The 26,500-nt window shown below is 64.4% G+C and carries 22 protein-coding genes; 12 read left to right on the top strand and 10 right to left on the bottom strand.

Annotated elements, in window-relative coordinates:
- Window positions 1–144 precede the first annotated feature (144 nt).
- Window positions 145–1,452, top strand: coding sequence for an ABC transporter ATP-binding protein (locus BFAL_RS11475; RefSeq protein WP_236691612.1), 1,308 nt, complete (start codon window positions 145–147; stop codon window positions 1,450–1,452).
- A gap of 49 nt (window positions 1,453–1,501) precedes the next feature.
- Window positions 1,502–2,245: a hypothetical protein gene (locus BFAL_RS01025; protein ID WP_055426602.1), complete on the top strand. Its 744-nt coding sequence runs from the start codon at window positions 1,502–1,504 to the stop codon at window positions 2,243–2,245.
- Here the strand turns inward: BFAL_RS01025 and BFAL_RS01020 are convergent.
- The gene (locus BFAL_RS01020; RefSeq protein ID WP_160319007.1) at window positions 2,203–3,504 is read right to left on the bottom strand and encodes an ATP-binding protein; all 1,302 of its coding nucleotides are present in this window, start codon (window positions 3,502–3,504) and stop codon (window positions 2,203–2,205) included. The two genes, BFAL_RS01025 and BFAL_RS01020, sit on opposite strands and share 43 nt — an antisense overlap.
- 681 nt (window positions 3,505–4,185) lie before the next feature.
- Between BFAL_RS01020 and BFAL_RS01015 the strand changes: the two genes are divergently transcribed.
- From BFAL_RS01015 to BFAL_RS00980, 8 genes are all read left to right on the top strand, one after another.
- Window positions 4,186–5,706 (top strand): phosphatase PAP2 family protein, encoded by a 1,521-nt coding sequence (locus BFAL_RS01015; protein ID WP_055426601.1) that lies wholly within the window; start codon window positions 4,186–4,188, stop codon window positions 5,704–5,706.
- A gap of 352 nt (window positions 5,707–6,058) precedes the next feature.
- Window positions 6,059–7,084, top strand: coding sequence for a ketopantoate reductase family protein (locus BFAL_RS01010; RefSeq protein ID WP_055426649.1), 1,026 nt, complete (start codon window positions 6,059–6,061; stop codon window positions 7,082–7,084).
- A 125-nt stretch (window positions 7,085–7,209) separates the two neighbouring features.
- Entirely contained in the window at window positions 7,210–8,118 is a 909-nt protein-coding gene (locus BFAL_RS01005; RefSeq protein ID WP_055426600.1) for a MetQ/NlpA family ABC transporter substrate-binding protein, read from the top strand.
- Window positions 8,119–8,133: 15 nt separating this feature from the next.
- Complete coding sequence (locus BFAL_RS01000) at window positions 8,134–9,273, top strand: methionine ABC transporter ATP-binding protein (protein WP_082440238.1); 1,140 nt, start codon at window positions 8,134–8,136, stop codon at window positions 9,271–9,273.
- Between the two features lie 2 nt (window positions 9,274–9,275).
- On the top strand, window positions 9,276–9,935 hold the full coding sequence (locus tag BFAL_RS00995) for a methionine ABC transporter permease (RefSeq protein ID WP_055426599.1): 660 nt from the start codon (window positions 9,276–9,278) through the stop codon (window positions 9,933–9,935).
- Between the two features lie 581 nt (window positions 9,936–10,516).
- A complete protein-coding gene (locus BFAL_RS00990; protein WP_055426598.1) occupies window positions 10,517–11,662 on the top strand; it encodes a 4-hydroxybutyrate dehydrogenase in 1,146 nt (381 codons plus the stop codon).
- Between the two features lie 81 nt (window positions 11,663–11,743).
- Complete coding sequence (locus BFAL_RS00985; RefSeq protein ID WP_152973452.1) at window positions 11,744–11,986, top strand: hypothetical protein; 243 nt, start codon at window positions 11,744–11,746, stop codon at window positions 11,984–11,986.
- Window positions 11,983–12,180, top strand: a complete 198-nt coding sequence (locus BFAL_RS00980; RefSeq protein WP_055426596.1) for a hypothetical protein — start codon at window positions 11,983–11,985, stop codon at window positions 12,178–12,180. The genes BFAL_RS00985 and BFAL_RS00980 overlap by 4 nt, the downstream gene beginning before the upstream one ends.
- 150 nt (window positions 12,181–12,330) lie before the next feature.
- Here BFAL_RS00980 and BFAL_RS11470 read toward each other — a convergent pair whose 3' ends face one another.
- The 5 genes from BFAL_RS11470 to BFAL_RS00955 all read right to left on the bottom strand — a co-directional run bounded on the left by BFAL_RS11470 (window position 12,331) and on the right by BFAL_RS00955 (window position 15,773).
- Window positions 12,331–13,305, bottom strand: a complete 975-nt coding sequence (locus BFAL_RS11470) for a tetratricopeptide repeat protein (protein ID WP_236691611.1) — start codon at window positions 13,303–13,305, stop codon at window positions 12,331–12,333.
- 6 nt (window positions 13,306–13,311) lie between these two features.
- A complete protein-coding gene (locus BFAL_RS00970) occupies window positions 13,312–13,833 on the bottom strand; it encodes an HIRAN domain-containing protein (protein ID WP_152973451.1) in 522 nt (173 codons plus the stop codon).
- Window positions 13,834–13,836: 3 nt separating this feature from the next.
- Entirely contained in the window at window positions 13,837–14,673 is an 837-nt protein-coding gene (locus BFAL_RS00965; RefSeq protein WP_055426594.1) for a J domain-containing protein, read from the bottom strand.
- 192 nt (window positions 14,674–14,865) lie between these two features.
- The gene (locus BFAL_RS00960; protein WP_055426593.1) at window positions 14,866–15,273 is read right to left on the bottom strand and encodes a PH domain-containing protein; all 408 of its coding nucleotides are present in this window, start codon (window positions 15,271–15,273) and stop codon (window positions 14,866–14,868) included.
- 236 nt (window positions 15,274–15,509) lie between these two features.
- Window positions 15,510–15,773: a hypothetical protein gene (locus tag BFAL_RS00955; protein WP_152973450.1), complete on the bottom strand. Its 264-nt coding sequence runs from the start codon at window positions 15,771–15,773 to the stop codon at window positions 15,510–15,512.
- 149 nt (window positions 15,774–15,922) lie between these two features.
- On the opposite strand from BFAL_RS00955, the gene BFAL_RS00950 reads away from it, so the two are divergent.
- Complete coding sequence (locus tag BFAL_RS00950; protein ID WP_152973449.1) at window positions 15,923–16,729, top strand: response regulator transcription factor; 807 nt, start codon at window positions 15,923–15,925, stop codon at window positions 16,727–16,729.
- A 164-nt stretch (window positions 16,730–16,893) separates the two neighbouring features.
- Here BFAL_RS00950 and BFAL_RS00945 read toward each other — a convergent pair whose 3' ends face one another.
- From BFAL_RS00945 to BFAL_RS00930, 4 genes are all read right to left on the bottom strand, one after another.
- Window positions 16,894–22,413 carry an Lhr family helicase gene (locus BFAL_RS00945; protein ID WP_055426590.1) on the bottom strand — a complete coding sequence of 1,840 codons (5,520 nt, stop codon included), beginning with the start codon at window positions 22,411–22,413 and terminating at the stop codon, window positions 16,894–16,896.
- A 140-nt stretch (window positions 22,414–22,553) separates the two neighbouring features.
- The gene (locus tag BFAL_RS00940) at window positions 22,554–23,762 is read right to left on the bottom strand and encodes an MFS transporter (protein ID WP_055426589.1); all 1,209 of its coding nucleotides are present in this window, start codon (window positions 23,760–23,762) and stop codon (window positions 22,554–22,556) included.
- Between the two features lie 183 nt (window positions 23,763–23,945).
- Complete coding sequence (locus tag BFAL_RS00935; RefSeq protein WP_055426588.1) at window positions 23,946–24,164, bottom strand: helix-turn-helix domain-containing protein; 219 nt, start codon at window positions 24,162–24,164, stop codon at window positions 23,946–23,948.
- A gap of 1 nt (window position 24,165) precedes the next feature.
- Window positions 24,166–24,717: a DUF2975 domain-containing protein gene (locus tag BFAL_RS00930; protein WP_055426587.1), complete on the bottom strand. Its 552-nt coding sequence runs from the start codon at window positions 24,715–24,717 to the stop codon at window positions 24,166–24,168.
- Between the two features lie 253 nt (window positions 24,718–24,970).
- Here BFAL_RS00930 and BFAL_RS00925 point away from each other — a divergent pair.
- The coding region (locus BFAL_RS00925; protein WP_055426586.1) for a DUF4153 domain-containing protein at window positions 24,971–26,500 on the top strand (1,530 nt) is incomplete at its 3' end.

Below are 26,500 nucleotides of genomic sequence, written 5' to 3'. Positions count from 1 at the left end.
AGACCTGACCGAAACGAATCGTCCACGCATATCCGCACATATCCCAGAACCCTCGCGTGAGCCATGCCGAAACGGCACCGTCGAACGGCATGGCGCGCGCAAGCCTACCCACAATCACCCTCACGACTATTCACGAGGCACATCATGAACGCGATTCTCTACAAGGACCTCACCCAATTGGGGCACGACTGGACGAAGCAGTTCGCCATCGGACTCGCCGTCATCGGCGCGACGGCAATCGTCCTGCTCATCGACGAAACCCATATGCCGGCGCAAGTCGCATCGCCGCTGTTCCAAACCGTGTTCGCCGTCATCGGCGTCACGTTCGCACCGCTGACATGGGAGGCGTTCCACGACGACGCAGCGGAAGGAATCATCGCGATGATGCGTGCGAGCGGCCGGGCGGCATGGCGCTACCCTGCGATGCGACTCGTCTGCGCACTGCCGCCCGCCATCGTCATATCCCTGTTATTCGTGGTCGTCTCGCTGTCGCTCGTCCCGTCGCTACGCTCGTTCGCAGACGGCGGACAAGACATGGCAATGGTCCTTGCACCGGCGCTGATCGTCGCGGCAACCGCCCTGTTGCAAACCATCCTCCACGGAAAGGCGATATTCATGACCACTCAGACACTCGACCACGGCATTGCGAATGCCGTATCCAGCAAGAACCCGACCGCAGATGACACGCCGGCCGAATCCCCCACCGCTCCCCTCGCCATCCGCGTGCACGATCTGACGTTCGGATACCGGTGGCACAGGCCGGTGCTCGAACACATCGATCTGGACGTGCCGGCAGGCCAGTCGCTCGGCATCCTCGGATACAACGGCGCTGGCAAGACCACGCTGTTCTCCCTCATCACCGGACTGCTGCGCCCGCAGCGCGGTTCGGCCACGATCAACGCGGACGTGTTCCATTCGATGCGCGACGTGTTCCAACTGACCGAATCCGGCAATCTCGCGATGACCATGACCGTGCGCGAGAACCTCAGGTTCCGCTCGATGCTGTACGCCACGCGTGACAACCCTCATCCCATCGACCTGGAGCATCTCGACGAACTGCCGATGGTACGCGCGTTCGAGCTTCAGGAACACCTCGACAAGAAGGTGAAGGAACTATCGACCGGACTGCGCAAGCGTGCGGGCATCATGGCGGGCATGCTGCTCGACCCGAAGCTCATCCTGCTCGACGAACCGACGAACGCGGTGGACCCGATCACCCGCCAGCTGCTCATCGACCTGATGCGGCAGCTCAAGGCGGACGGCCGCACAATCCTCACCATCACGCACGACCTCGACTACTGCCGTCAGGTGGCCGACCGCGTGGTCGTGATCGACGACAAGCGGGTGGCTCGCGACCTCACCGTCGCGGACTACGCCGACGAGGCGGCGTTCCGGCAGGCGGCGACGCTCGGCCGCGAACGCGGACACGTCGATTTCGGACTGCACAAGTGACGTGGACGGAATATCGGGAAAACGCAGGAGCCACAGGAAAGGAATCACGATGAAGGCGATACTCTGGCGCGATTGGCGCATCTTCCGCACCTCCCCGTTCTGCTGGGGCGTATCCGCCCTGTGCCTCATGACGATGATGCTGGGAGCGGCGGCGTTCTCCTCGTTGGTGCTGGACGGCGGCAACGATTTCGGCGTCTCAGACGGGCTGTTAATCGCGATGGCGTACGCGCCGATCACCGGATGGTTCGCCACGTACGTCACCCTGCGCACATTGGACGCCAACCAATCGCTGGGCGGAGACGGGGCCGGGGACGGCAATATGGAGTCGTTCCGCTGCTCGGGCAGACCGATGTTCACGTATTGTCTGGCGAAAAGCCTGCTGCCGATGGCTGTCGCGGAGACCATGATCCTGCTGTTCATGGCGTATCTGGCATGGGACGGACAGATGGCCGCGCACGGGGCGATGCCGATTCCGGCGGTGGCGTTCGCGCTCGTCGCGCCGCCCGTGGCCGCGTTCGCCATCGAGGAGATGCTGCTCGCATCCGGCGGCGGCACGCTGGGAGGGACGGTACTGGCGAAGACGGTCGATCTGCTGGTCTCGCCCGTCCTGTTGTACGGCTTCACCTTTCTGTGTTTGCGGCTCCCGTTCGTCTGGGCGCTGGCGGCGGCGATTGCGTTCGGCCTCGCCATGGCTGCGCTCACCGCGATGCTGGCCCACCGCCGTTACCCGAACACGCTGCGGTCATGCCGTCAGCGTCGTTCCAGCAGGGAGACGGCATACACAGGCAGATAATCGACCCGCTCGCCCGTCTTCACATTGGATTCGGCGAATACGATGCCGCGTCGCATACCGTAGTTCGGCGTGGCGAGCGCCCGGTTCAGTGCACTATGTCGGTTGTAGGTTTTGCCGGACTTCACTTCGATCGGCGTCACGAGGCCTTGGGGATGCTCGATGACGAAATCAAGCTCCCCCACCGCATTGTTCTTGAAGTAGTACAGATCGTATCCGTGGGCCTTCAGCTCTTGGGCGACCACGTTCTCGTACAACGACCCGTAATTGATGTCGGTCCTATCGTTGATGAGGTCACGCACCACGTCCATGCCGCACATGCAGGTCAGCAGACCGACATCGTTGAGGAACAGTTTGAACAGGTTGGAGCGTTCCGCCAACATCAGCGGATACCGCGGCTCATCCACATTGTATGCGGGCAACGCCACACCGGCATCGACAAGCCAGAGGAATTCATCCTGGTACCTTACGTATCTCGCCCCCGAGCCGACACTCGTCACTTTGAATCGTTTGTTCTGCTGATTGAGTTCGCTGGGAATCAGATCATAGATCCTGCGGATGATGCGGGATTGGCCGATGCTCTCGGCGTATTGGGATATGTCCTCCCGATAGCGGGCGATGATGTTCTGCTGGTATGTGCGCAGGGATTGCACGTTGTGTTCGTCGACGAAGTCGGCGACGGCCGCGGGCATGCCGCCGACGATCAGGTACTCGTGGAACAGTCCGGTCAGCCTTCGGTGCACGGCGTCGTTGATTTCACGCCGTCCGGAGACCGCATCGCGCATTTCATCGAACACGTTGGACGGCACACCGTTCGCCCAGCAGTATTCCTCGAAGTCGAGGGGGTACATGGTGATCGAGTCGAGGTAACCGACCGGAACGGATCTGATGCTGTTCAGTTCCACTCCGAGGAGCGAACCGGACAGAATGAAGTCGTAGTCGTCGTACCTGTCCACGAGGAACTTGATTTTGGTGGCGACTTCCCGACATTGCTGGATTTCGTCCAGGAAAATCAGGGTCTCGCCTTTAACGAGCTCATCATCCGCGTATGCCGAGATGGCAAGGAAAAGGTCATTGGCGTTGCGCGCCGCGTTGACCGCGTCCCGCGCATCCTCATTGTCGATGAAATTGATTTCGACGACATGCTTGTAGGCGGCTTTGCCGAACCGTCTGACCAGATGGGTCTTGCCGACCTGACGGGCGCCATCCACGAGCATGGCCTGGGTGGTTTTGTGCTCCTTCCAGAACAGAAGCTTTTCCATGGCTTTGCGCTTCAGCACGACAATCCCCTCCCCTCGCCCATATTGCACATTATAGAGCGTGTTTCGCATACCGTTTTGACATTATAGAGCATGTATCACCCTTAATAATGCACATTATAGAGTAGATTACAGGCCGGTCAGGTCACATTATGCACGCGAGACAACACCGTGCACGTGCAGACAAGGTTATATGGAACCAAGCCGCAAGTCCGCATAACTGAATCCCTTCTTCCTCTCTTCTCTCCCCTCAAAGCCCGGCTCCCCCGCCAGGCTTTTCTCTTGCGTCCGGAATCGTCCCTCTCCACCTCAACCTCATGACCGCCGTCCCTGTAGTCACGACCTGCGGATACGGTGCCGGCCTTCGGTATTCAATGACCGATAATGCGCCATTCACGGGTCGCACCCACACGAGACATGTCGCCTTCCTAGCATCATGCGGTGAGCGTGCAATGGATTGCATCGCGCACCATTGCCCACGTTCTCATCTTTCGTTGCCGTACACGGCGTTAGAGAGACATCAATCAAGGAGGGGACAATGTCCGTATTCACGCATGGCAAGCGCATGCTCGCCGGTCTGGTGGCCGTCGCCACCATCGCCGCAAGCTTTGCGGCCGCAGTGCCGGCGATGGCCGACGATCAGCCGGCCACCTACCCGCCGACAGCACCAAGGCCGATCCGCAGGTGCTGCTCAAGGAGTTCAACAACTACTGGACCCCGGTCGACAATCCGAACAACGACGCGACCACCGCCTCCCGCGGCAGCGTCACCGACGCAGGCGTTGCGATCCTCGGCAAGAATGACGAATTGACCGTCGCCATCAACAACAAGGCCGACGTCGATAGCCTCGCCGGCGTGAAGGCCGACGACCACTACACGCAGCAGCAGCGCGCCGTGATTGACGCAGCCCAGGACAACCGCGAAACCTATTGGGATGCGTTCGGCCCGATCATCGGCGAATGGTTCTACGAGGGATACCAGCAGGACGCGAGCGGCAACGTGCCGTTGTCCAAGACCGGCAAGCTGCTCAACGACATGGTCGACTACATTCCGGTCACCGGCGCGAAGCACGGCTTCAACTACCCGCGTCCGTCGCTCAACACCGCCGAAGGTGATGCGATCGACCGCAGCGCCAACGGCGAAAACGACCTGAAAGGTCTGGCTCCAGCGCTGGCATTGAAGCGCGCACCCGGCTTCCACGACGACTTCCGCAACGTCGACCGAGGTAATGGTTACGGCGGTCTGGTTGCATCCGAGTCCTTCCCCTCCGGTCATACGATGGCGTTCTACACGTCCGGTCTGACGCTCGCCGCGATGATGCCGGAATTCGCGCCGCAGATCACCGCCCGCGCCGCCGAAGGCGGCAACAACCGCATCGTGCTCGGCGTGCACTACCCTCTGGACGTCATCGGCGGCCGCATCGTGGGTGAGGCTTCCGCGGCAGGTCGCCTCAACGACGACGTGTTCTACAAGCAGGTCTTCAAGCCCGCACAGCAGGAGCTGCGCGATTACCTGACCAAGCGCGGCCAGGAGGCCGGTTACGGCAACACGCTGGACGAGATCATCGCCAATACGAAGGCGAACACCACGAACGGCTATAAGGATCTGGACACGGACTCTGTGGCCACCGAACAGGTCACCGACGTCAAGTCCGCGGTGAACGTGTACACGCAGCGTCTCACGTACGGTTTCGCCCCGGTCTCCGATACCACCCAGCCGGCTCGCGTCCCCGCAGGCGCCGAAGCGCTGCTGCGCACCGTGTTCCCGACGCTCAACGCCGACCAACGCCGTGAAGTCCTGGCGCGCACGGAAATCAAGTCCGGCTACCCGCTCGACTCCACTTCCGACGGATGGCAGCGTCTGAACCTCGCCGCCGCCTTCAGCTCCAAGGTCACCATCGACGACAAGGGCAACGTGGTCAGCGTGGAGCCCGGCCAGCAGGCGCAGGTCGTCGTGAAGCAGACAACGCCGAACGGCGGCAACAACAACAGTGCCGGAAACAACAACGCCAACGGCAACAACTCCGACAATGGGGCCAATGGCGGAGCCGCGACCGAGCCCGGCAACGGCAACCACAAGGCCACGGCGACGAACGGCAAGTTGTCCGACACCGGCGCCGATGCCAACGGTCTCGCGGTCATGACGATGCTGTTCCTCGCTGCAGGCGCCATGCTCACGGCCGCCAACCGCATGCGTCGTCGCTGATACCCGTCCACCGTCACGTCTGGGCTTATGGCAAGGCCCGGGGGGATTGCTCTTCCGGGCCTTGCCATAAACCATGGATTCCGTGCGGTTTTACCGTGTCTCATGGCTGTTATGCTTGCGATATGCGCAATCGGAGCCATCATCACTACCGTCCGCGAAGAAGCAGCGCGAACGCCCCGTATGTTACGAACCGGCCCGCGGTGTTGCGGGAAGATTACCGTTTGCGCATTCCATAAGCATTACCTATAGCCACGCCGTGGATTCGGGCCGAGGAATCCTCTAGCATGCTTTTCAAGTCGTACGGCTCGGGGGAATCGTACGGCGTTGCAAAGGGAAGGGGACTACTTTGGCATTGACATATGCGGTGCTCGGTTCGGGCGGCATGGGCATCCAATACGGAGTGCTCCTGCAGGAGTTCGCCCACAGGAAGGTCGATTTCATCGACACATGGCGTCCGAACGTCGAGCGGATCCGTGAACAGGGAGGCGTCTACGTCTCCCAGGACGGCGAGGACCGTCATCTCGTACCGATCGACATCCATTATCCGGAGGATTACCACGGCGATCCGGATGTGTGGATCGTGTTCGTCAAACAGCAGCAGCTGGACGGCTTCCTCAAACGGTCCGCCCACCTGTTCCGCGATCATCAGGTCGTGTTCTCCGCGATGAACGGATACGGACACTTCGAAAAGCTCAACGAATACTTCTCCCGTGACCGCATCTACGGCGGCACCGCCCTGATCGGCGCGTACGTGTACGGGCCGGGCGATGTGAATTTCACCGGCGGAAAGCACGCCAAGGCGATGAACATGTGCGCCTATGACGAGCGGGTCACGGATCTCGAGCGGGAGATCCACGCCGACTTCGCCGCCGCCACGCTCAACCCGACCATCGTCGGCAACTTCCTCGGCATGTGCATGGCGAAGATCGTGTTCAACTCAGTCCTCAACACATTGTGCACGATGTACGAAATCCGGTTCGGCCAGTTCCACTCGCATCCCGGTGCGAAGTGGATGACCGAACGGCTGGTCGACGAGGCGTACTCCGCCGCCGAACATGCGGGGATCACCCTGCTCGGCACCCGTGAAAGCGAGGTCGAGACGATCCTGCACACCGCAGGCGTCGCGCATCCGCTTCACTACCCGTCCATGTACCAGGACCTGACGAAGGGGCGTCCGACGGAGGTCGACTACATCAACGGGTACATCGCCCGGCTTGGGCGCGATCACGGCTACGAGTGTCCGCTCAACGAGTTCCTCGTCCAAGAGGTGCACCTCGCCGAACTGGCCTACGCCATCCATCATCCGGACGTCGCCGAGGAGGCGCGTCTCAACGCCGAACAGCTCGCGAAGGACACCGCGGCCGCGTTGGCCTCGTGATCGCGGCTTCTGAAGCGGGATGATCGCCCACCGGCCCAACCTCCATATCAATCACCGTTCAATCACCTATCAGTCACCATCGTTTTTCAGCATCAACACCATCACAGATCATCACAGGGGGAATCATGTCCATTGCCACCAACGAACAAGGCCGTACCAGGCTGCTCGTCACAGGAGTGCGCCGTGCCATCGCGGCAGTCGTCGCCATCGCGGCGCTTTCCGGACTCGCCGCATGCGGCAACGCATCGGCCACATCGGGAGGTTCGGCCGCCGGCGATCAGATCGCCAAACCGGAAAGCGGTAAAACCACGAAGATCGTCGTCGGCGTGGCGCCCGGCCCTTACGGCGACATGACCACCAAGGTCATCGCGCCGTTGCTCAAGAAGGACGGGTACGAGCTGAGCACCAAGCTGTTCAACGACTACGTGCAACCGAACAAGGCACTCGCCTCCGGGTCCATTCAAGCCGACCTGTTCCAGCACATCAACTATCTCAAGAAGTTCTCCTCCGACAACCACCTCGATCTGACCTCGCTCGGCCAAGTGCCCACGCTGGGCCTCGGCATCTACTCGAAGAAGTTCACGTCGATCGATGAGATCAAGGACGGCGCCACCGTCGCCATCGCCAACGACGGCAGCAACCTCGCCCGTTCGCTCGGCGTGCTTGAACAGCAGGGACTGGTCACGCTGAAGGGCGAGGTCGATCCGGCCAAGGCCACCGTCAACGACATCGCCACCAACCCGAAGAACCTTGTCATCAAGCCGATCGACGCCGCGCAGCTCGCCCGCGCCCTTGACAGCGTGGACGTGAGCCTCGTGCCCGGCAACTTCGCATGGGCGGCCGGCCTGAAGCCCAAGAAGGCGCTCGCCATGGAGAAGCAGTCCGAGGGTGTGATCAACGTGTTCGTCGTGCGCACTTCGGATGCCGACAGTGACTTCGGCAAGAAGGTCAAGGCCCTGCTGGTCTCCGACGAATTCAAGCAGGCGATCGCCGACAGCGAGTTCGCCGACTTCGGCAAGCCCACGACCTGGTGATCGGGTGATCGCGGCATGAGCGACGTTAACGTCATCGCCGGTGCCGGTAGGGACGGCGCCAGCGGCACCGGCACGGCAGTTGCAGGAGGAGCCGACGACGCCATCATCCTCGATCACGTCTCGGTCACCTTCCACGAGCGCGGGAAGGACATCGAGGCGGTCCGGGACGTGAGTCTCACCGTCGCGCGCGGTGAAGTCTACGGCATCGTCGGATTCTCCGGCGCGGGCAAATCCACCTTGGTACGCACCATCAACCTGCTCGAACGTCCCACGTCCGGCCGTGTGCTCATCGACGGACGTGATGTCACGCAGAGCAGGGGGAGCCGACTGCGCGACCTGCGCAAGCGAATCGGCTTCATATTCCAAGGATTCAACCTCATCACCAACGTCACCGTCCGTGAGAACATAGAGTTCGCGCTCAAAGCCGGCGGATGGCCGAAGAGCGAGCGGCAGGACCGCATCAAGGAACTGCTGCACCTCGTCGGCCTCGAAACCAAGCTCGACAGCTACCCATCCAGCCTGTCCGGCGGGCAGAAGCAGCGCGTCTCCATCGCACGGGCGCTGGCCAACAAACCGGAGATTCTCCTATGCGACGAGGCCACCAGCGCGTTGGACCTCGAGACGACGGAGGAGATTCTCGCCCTGCTCAAACGCATCAACCGCGAGCTCGGCATCACCATCGTCTTCATCACACACCAGCTCGACGTGGCCAAGGCCGTGTTCGACCATGTGGCGGTGATGGAGGAGGGACGGATCGTCGAGCAGGGCGCCACGTTCGATGTATTCGCCGAACCACGGCACGACACCACGCGCGCGCTGGTGGAACGTTATCTGGGCGTCGCCATCCCACCGCAGCTCGTCACTTCGCTGCCGTCCGGCATCATCGTGGAACTCAGGTACAAGGGGGACGATGCGCTCGAACCTCTGATCAGCCGCGTCGCGCGCGAGCACGACGTATCGATCGACGTGCTGCACGCCAATGTGGAGTATTTCGGCGCGCAGGCCATCGGCACGTTGTTGGTGCTGGTCTCCGGGCCGGATAGCGCAGTGCCGGAGGCGCTGGACACGCTGCGGTCCCGCGTGTTCGGATTCCGAAAGCTCGATCGAAAAGCGCTGGCTGCCGGCGGCGGCTCGGGTTCGGAAAGGAAGGCGTGACCATGGACTCGACATTGCAGATTCTTCAGGACAACCTCGGCAAGGCGCTGCTCGACACCGCATATATGGTGGTCATCGCCACCGTGATCGGTGTCGTGCTCGGCACCCTGATCGCGCTGTTGCTGTATGTGACGGAGAACCGTCTGTTCACGCCCAATGCGACGGTCAATACGGTGGTCGGATTCATCGTGAACGCCATTCGCTCCCTGCCGTTCCTCATCCTGATGGTGGTGCTCATCCCGCTGGTCCAGCTGCTGATCGGTGACCCGTACACGCCGACGGGCGGCGCGATCTCGCTGTCCATCGCAGCGGTGCCGTTCTTCGCCCGCGTGGCCGAGAGCGCGTTCAGCGAGGTCGATCCCGGACTGCTGGAAGCAGCCGTCTCCACCGGGGCCACGATCCCGCAGATCATCGTCGGCGCGGTGTTCCCACAGGCGCTGCCGTCATTCATCCGAGGCGTGGTGCTGACGGTCATCTCGCTGATCGGATATTCGGCGATGGTCGGCACCATCGGAGCCGGCGGCATCGGCGACATGGCGATCCAATACGGATACAACCGTTACGAGACCGGCGTATTGGTCATCATAGTGGTGATTCTGATTGTGCTCGTGCAGGTCATCCAGTGGGTCGGCGACTGGCTGGCGCGGTCCGTCACACACTGATACCGTCCTCGCGATCCGAGCAACCGATATCACCATGCGAAACCACGACGCATAACGCATGTCGCAATGCGGCGGGCATCAGGGATGCCCGCCGCATTGCGACTTCTACCGGTTGTATTGGCCTGTATTGGGCGGATGCCATTAGGCCACGACACACCTAAATCAGGTCAATACCTTGCCCGAGCACTTGTCCGAGCGCATAGCACTCTATCGAATCAGCACCAGCCACTCCGTGCACTCAAACCGTTACCTTTCCGCCCGCTCGTGAAGCAGCTGCGCGTCGACGATGATGTTGTCCCGGGAAGCGGACATGACCATCAGCACGTCGTCGGCCGCATACTGGCAGCCGCCGGAGTATTTGAGCCTTTGCCGGTTTGCGTGGAGCAGTGATGCTCCACACTCAGGTCAGAATCCTCATATACGCCACGTGTGGAGAGGCCGCTCTCACCGCGGCATCGGGTTCCGCCGACACGGCACGTGTCTTCGGCGCAACATGGCCGATACGGCGCGGGACTAGCATCCCATGCCAGCGGGGTCCGGAAACGACGCGACACCGACGTTCAGGAAAGACAGGCAACAACATGAAGATGCTCACCGTAGGGCCGAAGGACATCCACCAGTTCGACACGGTCAGGGAGTTCGCCGAGGAGTTCCGACTCGGCCCGCATGATCTGGTCGTCACCATCGGCATGATCCATGACGCGTTCGTCAAGCCGTATCTGAACGGCGCGAACGTGCTGCTCGTCGACAAGTACGGCAACCAGGAACCGACCGACGTGATGATCGACGCAATCATCGAGGACGCGAAGGCGTTCGATTACGACCGCATCGTCGCAATCGGCGGCGGCGCGGTGATGGACATGTCGAAGATCGTGGCCGTGGCGGGCGGCGCGTCAATCGACGACGTCATCGACCATCTGCCCGACTTCAAGCGCACGGTGGGGCTCGTGCTGGTGCCCACCACATGCGGCACGGGCAGCGAGGTCACGGAGATCGCGGCCATCAACCGCACACGGCTCGGCTGCAAGGCAGGCATTGCCGGACCGGAGATGTTCGCCGACCATGCGGTGCTCATCCCCGAGCTGCTGTACGGCCTGCCGGACCATGTGTTCATGACGAGCTCGCTCGACGCGCTCGTGCATTCGGTCGAGTCCACGCTCTCCCCGAACGCGACGCCGTACACGCGGCTGTTCGGCTATGAGGCGATGCGCATGATCGTGGGCGGCTATCAGGCGATCGTCAAGGCAGGCGGCCCCGACGGCGACGAGGAGGCGCGCCGCATGAAACGCAACGAGCTGATGACCGACTTCCTCATCGCATCCGACTACGCGGGCATCAGCTTCGATACGGGCGGCTGCGCGGCCGTGCACGCGTTGAGCTACCAACTGGGCGGCAAATACCATGTGCCGCACGGCGAATCGAACTACGCGATGTTCACCGGAGTGCTGCGCAACTACATGGAGATCAAGCCGGACGGCGAGATCGCGAAACTCAACGGCGTGCTCGCCGGACTTCTCGGCTGCGACGTGGCCGAGGTGTACGACGAATTGGAGAATCTCATCAACCAGCTGCTGCCGAAGAAGGCGCTGCACGAGTACGGCGTGACCCGCGAGGATTTGCCCGAGTTCACAACCCGCGTGATGACCACGCAGGAGCGTCTGATGCGCAACAACTACGTACCGCTCGACGCCGCGCGCGTGCGCAAGATCTTCGAGGAGCTGTACTGAGCGCGTCGGTTTCGCCGTGAATGCGCGGCGATCTCGCCATACACTCACGCCACCGGCTTGGCGTCGCCTACACTGGGGTGCATGAGAATACCGAAAACCTCCACCCTGTGCATGGTGGCGACGGCGACCAACGCGGTGTCGACCATCGTCGAATTCACGAAAGAAGACCGGAACGCCACCCGTCTGACGCTACGGCTATTGACGACGCTCACCTGGGTCGCCGTCACCATCCTCCAGCTCCGTGCCGAACGGCGACGGGCCGCGGACGCCGAGGCGTCCCAGACCGGAACCGACGGCAATACGCGAACCGTGGAGCCGGCATGACCGGCGGCGAGCGCGGGTGGCCGCAACCGAAACGCAACCGGTTCGCGGAATCCACAGTCGGCAAAGGCAAGGCGACCGTCAAAGGCGGAAACACGTTCCATGCGAAAACCAACGGCAGCACGTTCGCCGGCAACGGCCGGCGCGCGATGCCGTTCAAAGCGACCGGGCATAAAGGCGGCATCAGTTTCCGGTGACGTTGACGTGCGCGTCCGGTGACGGACGCACGGCAACGTCGGCCGGCTTCATGCGTCCGCGCGGGCGCATGAAGCGCACGCGGACGCACGGACGGATGCGAACACGGAACGGACATACGCTGGCGTGCGCGGAAGTCGGCCACCACTCGCCTATTCCGCCGCTTCCGCAGCGCCCCTCTCCAGCCGGAGCGCCTGACGCATGTCCATGACGCCGGCCTCCGCCTCCCACAGTCGGGCGTCGTATGCGGCGCCGCCGTCGCGCACTTCGAGTTCCAGCCCGGTGCACGCGATCGTATACCAGTGGAGCGCGCGCTCGTAGTCCAACGCGCATCCGCGGGCGTTCGCGTACGCGCGCGCGAGCCGCAACGCGACGCTCCCCCAGATGCGCGGCGACCCTTCACGGCCGTACCGGTACGATTTGAGGAACATGTCGAGCGCCTTCGCGTAGTCGACGGCGCAGCCTTTGCCTTCCGTCAGCATGTCGCCAAGCTTGTAGCATCCTTCGGCGATGCCCGCTTCGGCAGCGTGACGGAAGCACTCGTACGCCAGCACGTCCGTGTCCGGTTTCGCCGGAACCTCACCGACCGTGTCGAAATACGAACGGTAATACTGTCCTTCGCACCGGTCGTAGGCGTACACGTAGCCGAGGCACAGCCATCCGATCGGGTTCCCGCGGCCCGCGGCATGCCGGTACAGGATCTCCGCCGCCTTGAAGCAGTCGACGCGCGCCTGACGGTCTTCGGGCCGCGTGTAGCCCATGCCCTCCTCGTAGTACATGCCGCCGTAATGCAGCGCCTCGTATCCGTCCGGATCGCTGATGTCGGCCTCATGGCAGTAGTCGTCCTCCGCGGTGCCCGCATCGTAGAACGGAACGCCCTCTTCCGCCTCGTCCGCGTGCCCGATACCCACGGGTTCGATGGGTACGTACTCGTAGTCGGGGTAGCAGGCGATCCGGTCGCGTCCGATCGTACCGTCCGCGTCCCGCACCGCAATGGTGATGAACAGCAGCGGCAGGATGGGACCGACCACCGGATCGTCGTAGAGGAAGTACACGTCGCCGTAGTCTATGACGGGAATGTCGTCGTGCGCGTTGATCAGCGGATTGTCGCTCGCATCGAACACCATGGCCGGTCAATCCTCCATCACCAGCCGCACCCAGATGCGGTGGTATTCGCCGAGCGTCTCCGTCTCCAGATAATGCGCGTACACGTGCTTGCCCGCGTCCATCAGACGCGCGATGATCTCGTTCTCGTGCGCGCGCACGAACCCGATGGACGCGTCGCCGACCAGCGCCTCCACCGTCCACGGGTCGGCGATGTCGTCCGGCTCGCGGCGCAACGTGATATGCGTCTCGTGGCCGGCGGCGCGGATGTGTCCAAGCATGTCGTCATCCGCGCCACTGCCGCCGAATCCGCGCCCGCCCACCAGGTACGTGCGGTCGATGAGCACGATGGTCGTGGTATACGGTTGCGGAAGTCCGAGACCGCCGTTCGACCCCGTGAACGACGCCAATGAGAATCCGTCGTCGGCGAGCGCTACGAGTTCCGCCGGCACATGCCCGTCATCGACGGCCCCCGCCTGCGCAGGCCCGTTTGCCCCATGCCGCATATCCGGTATATCCGGCGTCTCATGTATTCCCTGCGTCTGCGTCATCGCTCAGTCCTCCTTGACCAGTCTGCGGTATTCCTCATCATATCGGGCTTGTTCCCGTTCGAACGCCTCGACCCGCGTCCGCAGCCCATCCACTGTTGCACTCACCCATTCCGGGTCGGCGAGCTTGTCGCGCAATGTGTACGGTTCGGTGGAGGTCATTTCGGCAAGTTTCGCCTTGCATGAGGCAAGATGGTCCTCGAGCAGTTCGCATTCGACCATGAGCTCATCCACGGTCAGACGCGAATAGTCGACGCCGTCGGCCATGTGGGCTGTGGCGACGTCCAACGCCCGCAGGACTTCCAGATCGCCGCAGGCCAACGCGTTCTGCGCCGTGGCGTAGTAGTCGGCGCGTTCCTCGTCTCCGGGGTACAGGTCGGGGTGGAAGCGTCGCGCCAATCTGCGGAACAGTTTGTTGAGTTCATTGGCTTTCGCCGGATTCATGGGTCGCATGCCACCGCGCCATTTCAGCAGATGGCGCAGCCGCGTGGTCTCCTGAGCGACGCGCTGCTTCCATTCGGCGAATTCCTCATCGAGTTGCCTCGTGATATGTGTCGCGTTGACCGTCCTCCCCTGATTGGAGAAGACTCGGGCCAGCGCGCACCGACGTTTGGCGCGCCGTGCGGCCAGTTGAGCGGTGATCAGACGCGCGTTCCAGACGCCGATCTTGGTCGCGTAGTCGGCTTTGATCTGCGGTATCTCTTGTTGTCTGACCTCCTCGATGTGCGCCAGCGTCTCCGCGATGGCCACGCGCAGTCGCGTACTCCGGCCGATGAGCGAGCGACGCGACGCTTCCGCACCGTCGTTTCCGGTCACGCCCTCGTCCGTGCCCCCAGTCCTCATGCCCATCTTCTTCGCTCGGTTTCATCCTCGATTGAAGGCTCGTCCGAGAATACGAGCCCGACCCGACCTTGCATCTCCTGCATCATCGCATTGTTCCTCTCCGTTGACTCGCGCCCGTACGGCCTTCCTCAGCGATTATTCTATGGGGTAGGTGCAATAAGAGAAAGCACTTGCGGCGATGAGGCGGCGGCGCTAGAGCATCTTGCCGACGACGAACCGTTCGAGTTCGCGCACGTCGATGCCGGGCGCGAACTCGAGACGGATCCTGCACGGTGCGGCCAGACCACCGAGCATGGCGAATCCCAGATCGGCGAACCACAGATCCATTTTGGCATCCACATCGAAACCGCCGGTCGTCTCCACGCTGGCCGCATGGGTGCTCGCGTACGGCAGCGTGGTGTAGTCCCTTCTCTTGCCGCTCATCCCCTGTACGGTGATGACGATGAGACGGCGGTCGGTGAACACCACCCAATTGCGTGCGCCCTTGTATGCGTAGCGTATCGTCTCGCCGTCGAGCAGCAGACCGTCAAGCGTCACCGCCGCATCCTCAACACCGACGTGGTCCATCTTGGTGAACGAAGCGCTGCTGAAATCGAGCATGGCATCCCTTCCATCCGACGGCCCTCGTCGGACTCATGTTCCCCAGTCTACCGGGGCATTTCACGGCGGCGTGGCCTCGTGGCGACGTGGCCTCCCACCGTTGGAATCCATGAACCTGCGCAATCAGACATGCAACCTGCACGATATCGGAGGCAACCTGCGCAGTCGAGCACTCAACCTGCGCGATCAGACGCGCAACCTGCGCATAGGAGTCGAGTAGCACGGTCGGCAATCCGTCATACAGGCATCGTTGTTTCCTTGATATTCCAATGCTCCGTCTTCCGACACGGCCTCTGGGAACCGGCGTTCTTCAGCACCCCTGTGCGCAGGTTCGCAGGCACACTGCGCAGGTTCGCATACGAATCGTACAGGTTCACGCGCGTATCGCGCAGGTCATCGAGCAGACTGCGCAGAAGCCGATACAGCATCACACTCGTGCGGCGTCCCATGCGCATGGGTGCGGCGACATGCGGCGCGTACGTCTCCAGCGCCGCCGGCATCATGCATCCCATGCGCATGGGTGCGGCATCTATGCGCATACGTATTGATGGGCCGCGCCCAATGCTGCGCCCATATAGTCATGTTGCCGATATGACGGGCGGACGGCTGCTACTACACTGAGCTTCGGGAGGCGATTATGAGACTTCTGGTGGCTGTTGGAGATGTGGCGTTGTCCCGTGCCGTCGATGGCACCCTCACCCGTGCCGGGTATGCCGCGACCTGTATGGAACCCGAATTGGTCAACGCGTTCGGCACGGCCGTCGGCCATGCGTTGCACAACACCGATGAGCCGTTCGATGTCGTCGTCATCGATTCGTCCTCGCTGCTTACCCAGATCGAAGCCGTGTCACCCCATCCGCGCACGTTGCTGTTCGCCACGACCACGCTGTTGCGAAAAGCCCGGTTCGATATCTCCGGAGCACAAGACACGTCGGCCGCCACGGACGACTCTGCCATGACCGCATCCGCCGGAACAGGGGCGCGTGAGAAGCAAGGCGGCGGACCTGTGCAAGATGCCGGCCATGTTCAGGCTTCCACCGATGCGGACGAAGCGAAGACCCAGTCCACGGAACCGCGGCCGGACGCCATTCTGCGCATGCCGTTCTCGGATACGGAACTGCTCGCCTATGTCGAGATGCTGTCGCGCGAATCCACGGGTCTTGGCGCGAAGTCGATGCTCATCCGCGGAGACCTCACCTTGGATCTGGCGAACCGCAAGGCGTATTATGCGAGCACCCACCGCCCGATGCCGCTTTCCCGGTTGGAGTACGACGTGTTGAAGGCGCTGGTGGAGGCGAACGGGCGATTCGTCGGATTGGATGAACTGCAGCACAGCATCGGCGGCTATTTCACCGAGGAGGGCCTGATCAGGAACGCGCTCTACACGCTCGACCGCAAGCTGCGCAACGCCGGCCTGAACCTGACGCGCCACGACGACGCGTTCCGCGTGATCTGAACGTCGGCGAGGCCGTGCGGCCGATCAGGCGCCGATCGCGCACGGCGCGAGGCACACGGACCCCAGCCCACAGACCAGCACATGACCGTTGAGCTGCGGAAAACGATGACACGGGTTTCGGGCACCACGTTGAGGCCGCCATCATCGCCGACGGCCTCAATGCATCAGTACAAACGCATGCCTTGAGGCACCGGGGTGAATCCCGCCTGGTGCAGCACGCGTGCATAGGGGCTGCGGGCGTTCAGCGCCGCGCCGTTCACGTCGGCGAACGTGACCGTGCCGGGGCCGCAGCGGCGCAACGCATAGGCGAGTTCCGTCAACCCGAGACGCAGCCGGTCATCGCCCGCTTCGGTGCTGATGCCGCCGCCGGCATCAGCACCCGGAACCGCATCGGCTCCGTTCGCCGCATCAAATCCGTTCACCGCTTCGTCCGCGAACACCGTCAGATGCTTGGATTTCGGCGTCGCGTAGGCGACCGTCTCCCCCGCCGCGATCACCACGAGTCCGCCTTCACGACGCGTGGGTTTGCCGGCGCCGTGCGGCACGCCGGGCCATCGCAGCGCCGAACCGTAGAGGTTCGCCGGGTCGAGCACGCTCAGGGCGACCGGCGAACGCATATGGCCCGTCGCCTCGCGCAACGCGTCCACCGTATCGTGTTCGGCGAACTGGGCGGCGCCGAAACCAGTCACGAACATGCCTCGCACGAGCCGGCCGTGCTCCTCCATGCGTTTGAGTACGGGGTACAGTGCGGAGAACCCGCCGGAAACGCCTTCCTTGTCGACGAGCGGCTGCGCGACGACGCCGTACCGGTCGAGCAGGATCTCCACTTGTTCGATGGCCCGCCGTTCCGGCGCGACCGCGATTCCGCCGGCACCTGCGCTCCCGGTCTGTGGCAGTCCGTTTCCCGGTCCGGCATTCCGCCCAACCACCGGTCCGGCATTCATCGGCTCAGTCGACGTGTCCATCGCCGGCCCGCCCATGCCGCCTTCCACGCGCGACCATAGACCCGACAGCGTCATCGGCGTTTGGGTCTGGATGCGAATGCGGCGGCGTGACGCGCGCGCGGGCGTGCGCACCGTACGGGTGCCGGCGCACAACGCGCGCACCGGCATGAACGAACCGTTGGTCACTTCGCCTTGCCAGACGAGCGACCACAACGCCTCCTCGAACTGGCGCTGCGACCAGTCCCAGTCGTCCTGCCCCCACTGGTCCCCTGAAGCGGATTCGCCATGCCCGGGAACGGCGGCCCCACCGGCCCCACGCACTTCACCGGCACTTTCCTCCAGGATTTCGCCGGTGTCAGGGTCCACGATTTCGGCCGGCTGCCCATCCGGCAGGCCATCCGCCGCCGAAGGCGATGCAACGTCTGCTCCGATGCCCGCTCCCGGAACCGTTTCGGGAAGCCGCCGACGCTCACGGACCATCGCGCCCAGTTGCGATGCGTGGTAGGCGCCTCCCGAGGCGAGTACGTCGAGAATGGCCTGCGGCATGGTGCGTCCATACTCGCCGCGACCACGGTCCGCGGTCTGACCGGTTCCGCCCGGTCGTCCGTTCTCGCCCGCTCGACCACTCTCATCCGATTGCTCCGTCTGCGCCGTCGTTCCCCCTTCGGCGAGCAGCATCGAATCGGCCGGATGGAACGCGATCAGACCAGGTTCGCGGGCATCGGTCGCACCGGTCTTGGAACCGACCCACACGATCTCGCCTCCGGCGAGGAGTTCGTCGAGCATCGGGGGCGCATAATCGGCCACGCGTGCGGGGAACACGGAGGATTCCCACACCGCGGCCGGCAATGCCACGCCTTCAAGCTGTTCGATGACGCGCATGAGTCCGTCAACGCCGTGGTACCGTTCCCCGCCGACCGGCCCGACGCCCTGCCTGTCCAGCAGGAACGCCTGATAGATGCCCGGCGCGACCGGTTTGACCGCTTCGCGCGCTTTGGCGAGCGAACGGGCGCGGATGCGCCGGAACACGTCCTTGTGCAGCCATTGCACGGTTCCGTCTCCGACGCGAGCATCGGTACCGACACCTTCACCATCACCGCCACCGGCAACGCCGTCGTCCCCGTCGTTCGTCGTCGCGACGAACCGCCCGCGCATCACTTCGCCGCGCGCATGGAGTTCGTCCAGCGTGCGCACGGCGGTTTCGGCGTCGATGCCGAGGTCGGCGATCATACGGTCGGCGGTAAACGGCCCGTGCGTCTTCGCGTATCGGGTGACGCGCCCGGCCACGTCGGCTGCGTCGAGCTCGTTCCAGAACGTGCGTGCCGCCAGTTCCTGCGAGACTTCGGCGACCACCTGCGCGTCGAGCACGGTGGACATGTCGGTGTCGCCGAGCAGTTTCTCCAGCACGTCCGGATCCATGGACAGCAGGCCGGCGTTGCGTTCGGCCTGCGGCACGTCGTACTGGTACATGACCGAGCCGACGAATCCGAACAGCAGGTTCTCGGCGAACGGCGACGGCGTCTCGGTCGTCGCATCGGCCAGTGCGATGGTCCCGGCGCGCAGCCGCTCCATGAGGTCGCGCAGCGCGTCGAGGTCGTAGACGTCCTGCAGGCATTCGCGCGCGGTTTCGAGCAGGAGCGGGAAGTTGCGGCGTGTGCGCGCGGCGGCGAGGAGTTGCGCGGCGCGCAGACGCTGCTGCCACAGCGGCACACGCCGGCCGGGTTCGGTGCGTGGCAGGTAGAGGGAACGTGCGGCGCATTCGCGGAATTTCGCCGCGTACAGCACGCTCTCGCCCACCTGCGTTTCGATGAGGCGGCGCAGTTCGTCCGGCTCGAACAGAAGCAGTCCGCGGATGTCGATGGCGCCGACGCCGTCGGGTATGCGTAGGACGATGCCGTCGTCGGCCGCGTACGCCTGACCGTCGAACCCGTAGCGTTGGCGCATGCGCGCGGTGACAGCCATCGACCATGGTTCGTGCACGCGGCGGCCGTACGGCGAGTGCACGATGACGCGCAGGTCGCCTTCCTCGTCCGGGCATCGTTCGATGACGATGGTCATATCCGATGGCACGACGCCGGTCGCGGCCTGTTGTTCGGCGAGCAACCGGGCGAGATTGTCGATGGCGTTGCCGTCGAGGCCGTCCTCGTGCAACCGTCGGAGTATGGCGGGTGTGAAATGCGGCCGACGGCTGCCGTACGTCTTGCCGCGCCCTGGTTCCGAAGCATGGTTCCGGCTTGTCTGTGAGGTTCCTGCGGCGCCGTTCCTTCCGGCAGAGTCCCCTCCGGCGGGCTCTCTGTCGGCGTCGTCTTCCGCGAGGCCGACGACGGCTTCGGCATCGACGAGCCCGGCAGCTGTCTCGCGCACGAAACGCCCTTTGGCGCGTCCGAATCCCGCGTCGCGCCCCGATTCCTCGCCGTGCCAGAACGGCAGTCGCGCGGTGCGGCCGGGTGCGGGCGTGACGACGACGCGGTCGCGCGTGATCTCCTCGATCCGCCAGGTGGAGGTGCCGAGGGTGATGATGTCGCCGACGCGTGACTCGTAGACCATCTCCTCGTCGAGTTCGCCGACGCGCCGCCGACCTTTGCCGGCGTCCGCTTCGGGCAGGACCACCGTGTACAGACCACGGTCGGGGATGGTGCCGCCGGAGGTGACGGCGAGCCGTTGCGCGCCGGGACGTGCGGCCACACGGTTCACGTCATGGTTCCACATGAGCGGCGGCCGGAACGCGGAGAACTCCTCGGTGTCGTAGGCGCCGGTGAGCATGCCGAGGACCGCGTCGAACATGCCTCGGTCGAGCGCCGCGAACGGCGCGGCCCGGCGCACGGTCGCGAACCACACATCCGGGTCGAGGTCGTCCATCGCAGCGGCGGCCACGGTCTGCTGCGCGAGGATGTCGAGCGGGTTGCGCGGCATGGCCAAGGGCTCGATGGCGCCTGCGCGCATGCTTTCGATGCCGGCTGCGACACCGATGATCTGTTCGCGCGTCAACGGGTAGAACAGTGCGTGCGAGACGCCGCCGACATGGTGGTCGGCGCGTCCGACGCGCTGCAGTCCGGATGCGACGGACAACGGCGGCGCGATCTGGATGACCAGATCGACCGACCCCATGTCGATGCCGAGTTCGAGGCTGCTCGTGGCGACGACGCACCTGAGTTCGCCGCGTTTGAGTCGTTCCTCGATCTGCTTGCGGCGGTCTTTGGATACGGAACCATGGTGGGCCATGGCGATCACATCGTCCGGACCATGCGAGCCGACGAGCTGCGTGGTGCCTCCCACGACCGCGTCGTAGTGCGCGGCGAATCCCTCGCGCCCTTCCGGCGACGACGGGATCGGCATCGGCGAGAGCGACGTTGCGACCCATGCGCCTGCCGCAGCGTGCGCCGCACCGACTTCTCCCCCGCCGGCGCCGCTTCCCCGGCGTTCGGCGTACAGGTCGTTGAGCCGTGCGGTGAGTTTTTCGGCGAGGCCGCGCGAGTTGACGAACACGAGCGTGGTGCGGTGCGCGAGGATTTCGTCGAGCACGCTGCGTTCCACCGCCGGCCATATCGACCCGGTGGCGCCGTCGCCGGCCGCGCCGACGATGGCGCGAGAATCCGCCGTGGACGTCGCAGCTCCGGCCGGACGCGGGGCTCCGCCGTGCGCGTCCGCCGCGCCGCCGGTCTCGCCGCCGACGAGCCCGCGGCGTTCGGCGAGGCGCCGCATGGCCGGCGTGACGCCGCTGATGGGCGGCGCCGCTCGGCCTTCTGCGTCCACGCCTCCCGCCCGGCTCGGCACGTTCGCGGACTGCAGATCGCGCATGTCCGCCAACGGTTCGACGACGTTCAGGCTCATGGCGGGACGCGAGCCGGAGTCGACGATGGTGACGGGATGCGCGCCGCCGAGGAACAGCGCCGCTTCGGCGGGCGGATTGACCGTCGCGGACAGGCCGATGCGCTGCGCGCGGACGCAGACGGCGGGACCGGACGCCTCCCCACCACGGCCGTCATCGGTCGCATCGGACGCGGTGCCCGGCTTATCTCCCGCATGCCCTTTCGCGTGCGCGATGAGGTCGTCGAGACGCTCGAGACTCAGGGCGAGGTGCGCGCCGCGTTTCGTGCCGGCGAGCGCGTGCACTTCGTCGACGATGACGGTGTCCACGGTCTTCAGGATGCGTCTCGCCTGGGAGGTGAGCATCAGGTAGAGGGATTCGGGTGTGGTGACGAGGATGTCCGGCGGATGGGTGGTGATGGCGCGTCGTTCCTTCGGCGTGGTGTCGCCGCTGCGCGTGGCGACGCGGATGGCGGGGGCGGGAAGCCCCATCGACCCGCATTGCGCGGCGATGCCGGCCAACGGCGTTTCGAGGTTCTTCGCCACGTCGACGGCGAGCGCTTTGAGCGGCGAGATGTAGAGGATCCTGACGCCGCGTCGCAGGGCGGTGCCACGGCGTGCGCCCCGCGTGCGGCCTGTGCCGGAGGTACGGCCGGCGGCGGCTCGGGATCGGGAACCGGAATCGGAGCTGGAGCCGTCTTCCCCCTGTTCCGGCTTGGCGCCGCCGGCCGCGGATGGAGCCGCCATCAGTCGGTCGATGGCGGAGAGGAACGCGGCGAGGGTCTTGCCGGAGCCGGTGGGGGCGATGACGAGCACGTCCCTGCCGGAACGGATCGCCGGCCATGCCTCGCGTTGCGCTTCGGTGGGCGCACCGAAGGCATGCCGGAACCATTCCCGCGTGGGCGCGGAGAACGGTTCCAAACATTCGCACATATGTTCGATTATGGTCTTCGGCGCGGACCGCGACACGCACGGCCTACCCGAAGGCGGTTCAGGCGCGCCACGTCCGGCGAGCGTCGGCGGACGCGGCGCGGCAACGACGATGCGTACGGCACGCCGGACGCCGGAAGCGGTCAGTCGACGGACTCGGGGCGCACGCCGCCGCGCTTGCGACGCAGGCTTTCGTGCATGACGACCATGAGCACGAGGAAGGCGAGCAGGTAGAACGGGAACAGACCGATGGTCACGTATTGGGCGATGAGGCCGAACAGCGGCGGCATGAGCATGGAGCCGACGTAGGCGAACGCCATCTGCACGCCGACGATGGCCTGGGAGTTCTCTTCGCCGAAGTAGCCGGGGGTGGAGTGGATGACGCAGGGGTAGACGGGCGCGCAGCCGAGTCCGATGACGACGAGGCCGACGAGCACGCCGAGATGGTTCGGCAGCGGCAGCAGCATGATGATCACGCCGGCGGCGATGAGCGCCTGGCCGAGACGGATCATGGCCGGGTCGGAGAGCTTCATCGTGATGAATCCGCTTAAGCCCCGGCCCACGGTGATGCCGATGCAGAACAGGCTGGCCCAGCGGGCGGCCGTGGTCTTGTCGATGCCTTCGCCGAGCACCATGTAGCTGGATCCCCACAGCATGGCGGTCTGCTCGATGGCGCAATAGCACAGGAACATCACGAGGATCTCCTTGGCGCCGCGGATGGCGAGCACGCCTTTGAGGCCGAGCGGCTTGCGTTCGGAGTGCTGCGGGGCGGCGTTTTCGGCGTGCGTGGAGACCGGGTTCTTTCGGCGGGACTTCCACAACGGCAGGCTGGCGATCAGGATCGCGGTGAGGGCCACCTGCAGGAATCCGATGTACCGGTAGCCCCATGGCCAGCCCTGGCCTCCGGCGAGCGCGTAGCCCATCACATAGGGGCCGATGAGCGCGCCGACTCCCCACATGCAGTGCAGCCAGCTCATGTGGCGGCTTTCGTAGTGGATGGCGACGTAGTTGTTGAGCGCCGCGTCGACGCCGCCCGCGCCGAGGCCGTATGGGATGGCGAGCAGCACCAGCACCCAGTAGTTGGGGGCGAAGGAGAAGCCGAACAGCGCGGCGGCGGTCACGCCGACGGAAACGGCGGTGACGCGGCCCGCGCCGAACCGCAGGGTCATGCGGTCGCTCAGAAGTGCGGAGCAGATGGTGGCCGCGGAGATCGTCATCGAGATGCCGCCTGCCCATGAGACGGATGCGCCCAGATCCTGGCTCATGGTGGGCCATGCCGCGCCGAGCAGTGCGTCCGGCAGTCCCAGACTGATGAATGCTATGTAGATCACGGCGAGCAGCAGGCTTGCCATCGGCCCTCCTTCGGACAATATGTGGCGCAGCGTGCGGCGCCGGGCATCGTATATGTACGCTCGTACATACTAGAGGTCCCCGGGGATGTCGCCATGTTCCGGCGCGTCACGCAGGCGCGTCGGCAGACGGGCGGGCGGCGCATGACGGCACACCCCACGCAGGGCGCGGCGGAGGGCCGCCGTTCACCGGGGTTCGCGCTCGTCCACGTATTCGAGGATGTCGCCGGGCTGGCAGTCGAGCGCGCGGCAGATGCCGTCGAGCGTGGTGAACCGTATGGCTTTGGCGCGTTCGTTCTTGAGCACGGAGACGTTGGCCGGCGTGATGCCCACGCGATCGGCGAGCTCGTTGACGCCCATGCGCCGTTTGGCGAGCATGACGTCGAGGTTCACGCGGATGGCCATGTCAGATCACCTCCGCGAGTTCGTTGCGCTGTTCGATGGCGGTCACGAGCAGCGAGCGCATGACGACGAGCAGCAGCACGAACGCCGTGATGAGCAGCAGCGCCGCAAGACACGCCAGCCCCAGCGCGGCGGAGCCCATGGTCAGATCCACGTACTGCCCGCTGGAGGGATCGCGATATGGGAACTGGGCGAGGGAACCGTACAGCAGCACGAAGACGACGACCGCGGCCTCGGCGAACGCGCACACAATGATGGCGTTCGTCCACGTGACGGCCTTGCCGGAGAAGACGTCGCGCCGCCTCACCAGGGTGAGCAGACGCCATAGGGGCACCAGCGCAGCCTCGAAGCACAGGACGCCGAGGATTCCGGCTATGGCGTACGGCCATCGGGCGGGCGCGAACTCGGGATACATCTGGATGAAGTCGCCCGAGGCGACGACCAGTACGACCTGCCCCCACATGCATCCGATCTCGATGACCACGATGAGTCCTTTGAGCACCGCTATGGCGGCGGGATGGTATTCGGGCCATATCTCATTCGACGTGTCGACCATGATTCACTCCTTGCCGTTGCGCCGATTGCCGGACGACGATCGTCTGGCAATCGCATACCTCACCTATTATCTATCGTCACACAGTAGGATTGCACTGCGTTTCGATAATAACATATCGTTTTTCGATATGTCATCTTGGTGAAGAATCGTCAATCCACGCACGGGCCGCCACGCCGGAACGGATAGGCTGAACGCGGTTCCTCCGATAAGCCGAACATGACCGCGGCATACGCCCCAGAAAGGAAGGCACGCGATGGACGCCACGAACACCATGCAACCGAGCACGTCACGCCAGCAGAGGAAGACCGTGACGAAGACACGACCGGCTGCGGACAAGACGCCGCCCGCGCCGGCGATGCCGGCACCGCCAGCGTCGCCGGCGCCTTCTCCCACCGGAAACCTTCAGGGCATCACGAACACTCGACCCTACGACGCTCGTACGCGCCCCAAGACCCGCCGCGCCTTCATGCTGCTCGGCGCCTCGCTGCTCATCCCGCTGCTGTTCGACCGGCTCGTCATCACCACAATGATCGAGCCGCCCCTATGGGCGTCCATCTTCGGATTCCAGGCGCCGCTCGCCGTCTTCTGGCTGCTGTGCGCCGCGATCGTGACGGCGCTGCACCCACGCGAGACCCTGTCCAGACCGCTGATCTGGCTGGTGGACGCCGCGATGGCCGCACTCGCGCTGTGGACCATGGAGGCGAACACGCGGTTCCACGGCAATACCGAATTCGAGGCGATCACCATCCTCGTGGCCATGCCGTCCCTGCTCATGTTGCACGCCCAGCTCGCGAGCGGACTGTACGACGTGCACCGCCCGCTCGGCATCGTCGTCAACTGGTTCGCGGGATGGGTGGTCAAACCATTCACCCGGCTTGGCGATTTCGGCCGTGCGATCAACGCCGCGGGGCGCATGCTGCGCGGGCTTGCGGACGGCTCGGGCCCGACGGCAGACGATGGCGCCCGAGATATGCGGGGCATGCTGCGCAAGGCGGGCGTGGCGCTGCTCATCGCCGTGCCGCTGCTCATCGCGCTGCTGACGCTGCTGTCCGGCGCGGACATGGTGTTCCGCTACACGCTCACGCACATCATCGGAGACATCGATCCGGGCTCCCTGTGCATGCATGCCGCGTGGACGCTGCTGCCCATGCCGTTCACGTACAGCCTCCTGGCCAACATGGACGACGATTCCCCCGCTGCACGCCGGCTGTACGGCACGCATGCCGACCTGCGGTTCGACGGCGTCGTCACCACTCTCGTGCTGGGCATGGTCCTCGCCGTGTACGCCGTGTTCTGCGCGGTGCAGTTCACGTTCCTGTTCGCCGGTGCGGGCCTGCCGGACGGGCTGACCTACGCCGAATACGCGCGCAGCGGCTTCTTCCAGCTGCTGACCGTGGCGGCGATCAACCTCATCATATTCGCGCTGACGCTCGCCTACGCGCGGCGCACGCGCGCGCTGGCCGCGATGCTGATCGGTCTCATCGCCGCCACCGGCGTGATGCTCGTATCCGCGGCAAGACGGCTCATGCTGTACATCGACGCCTACGGTCTGACATGGCTACGTTACGCCGCAGCGACGGTCATCGCCCTGTTGGCGGTGATGCTGCTGCTCGCCCTGATCAGGATGGTCGCGGCGAAGCCGCCGCTGGCTGCGACCTGCTTCGCGGCGTTCCTCATCTGGTATGTGGCGTTCGGCTGGAGCGACCCCGCCTACGTCATCAACACGTTCGACGTCTGGCACGGCATCGGCGGGGGGGGGCATCCCCGCGGTGTGGGCCCCCCC

The sequence above is a fragment of the Bifidobacterium aesculapii genome (genome assembly GCF_001417815.1).
Lineage (GTDB): Bacteria > Actinomycetota > Actinomycetes > Actinomycetales > Bifidobacteriaceae > Bifidobacterium > Bifidobacterium aesculapii.
Note: the sequence above shows the minus strand (reverse complement) of the source record. Positions and strands in the feature narration are given on the sequence as shown.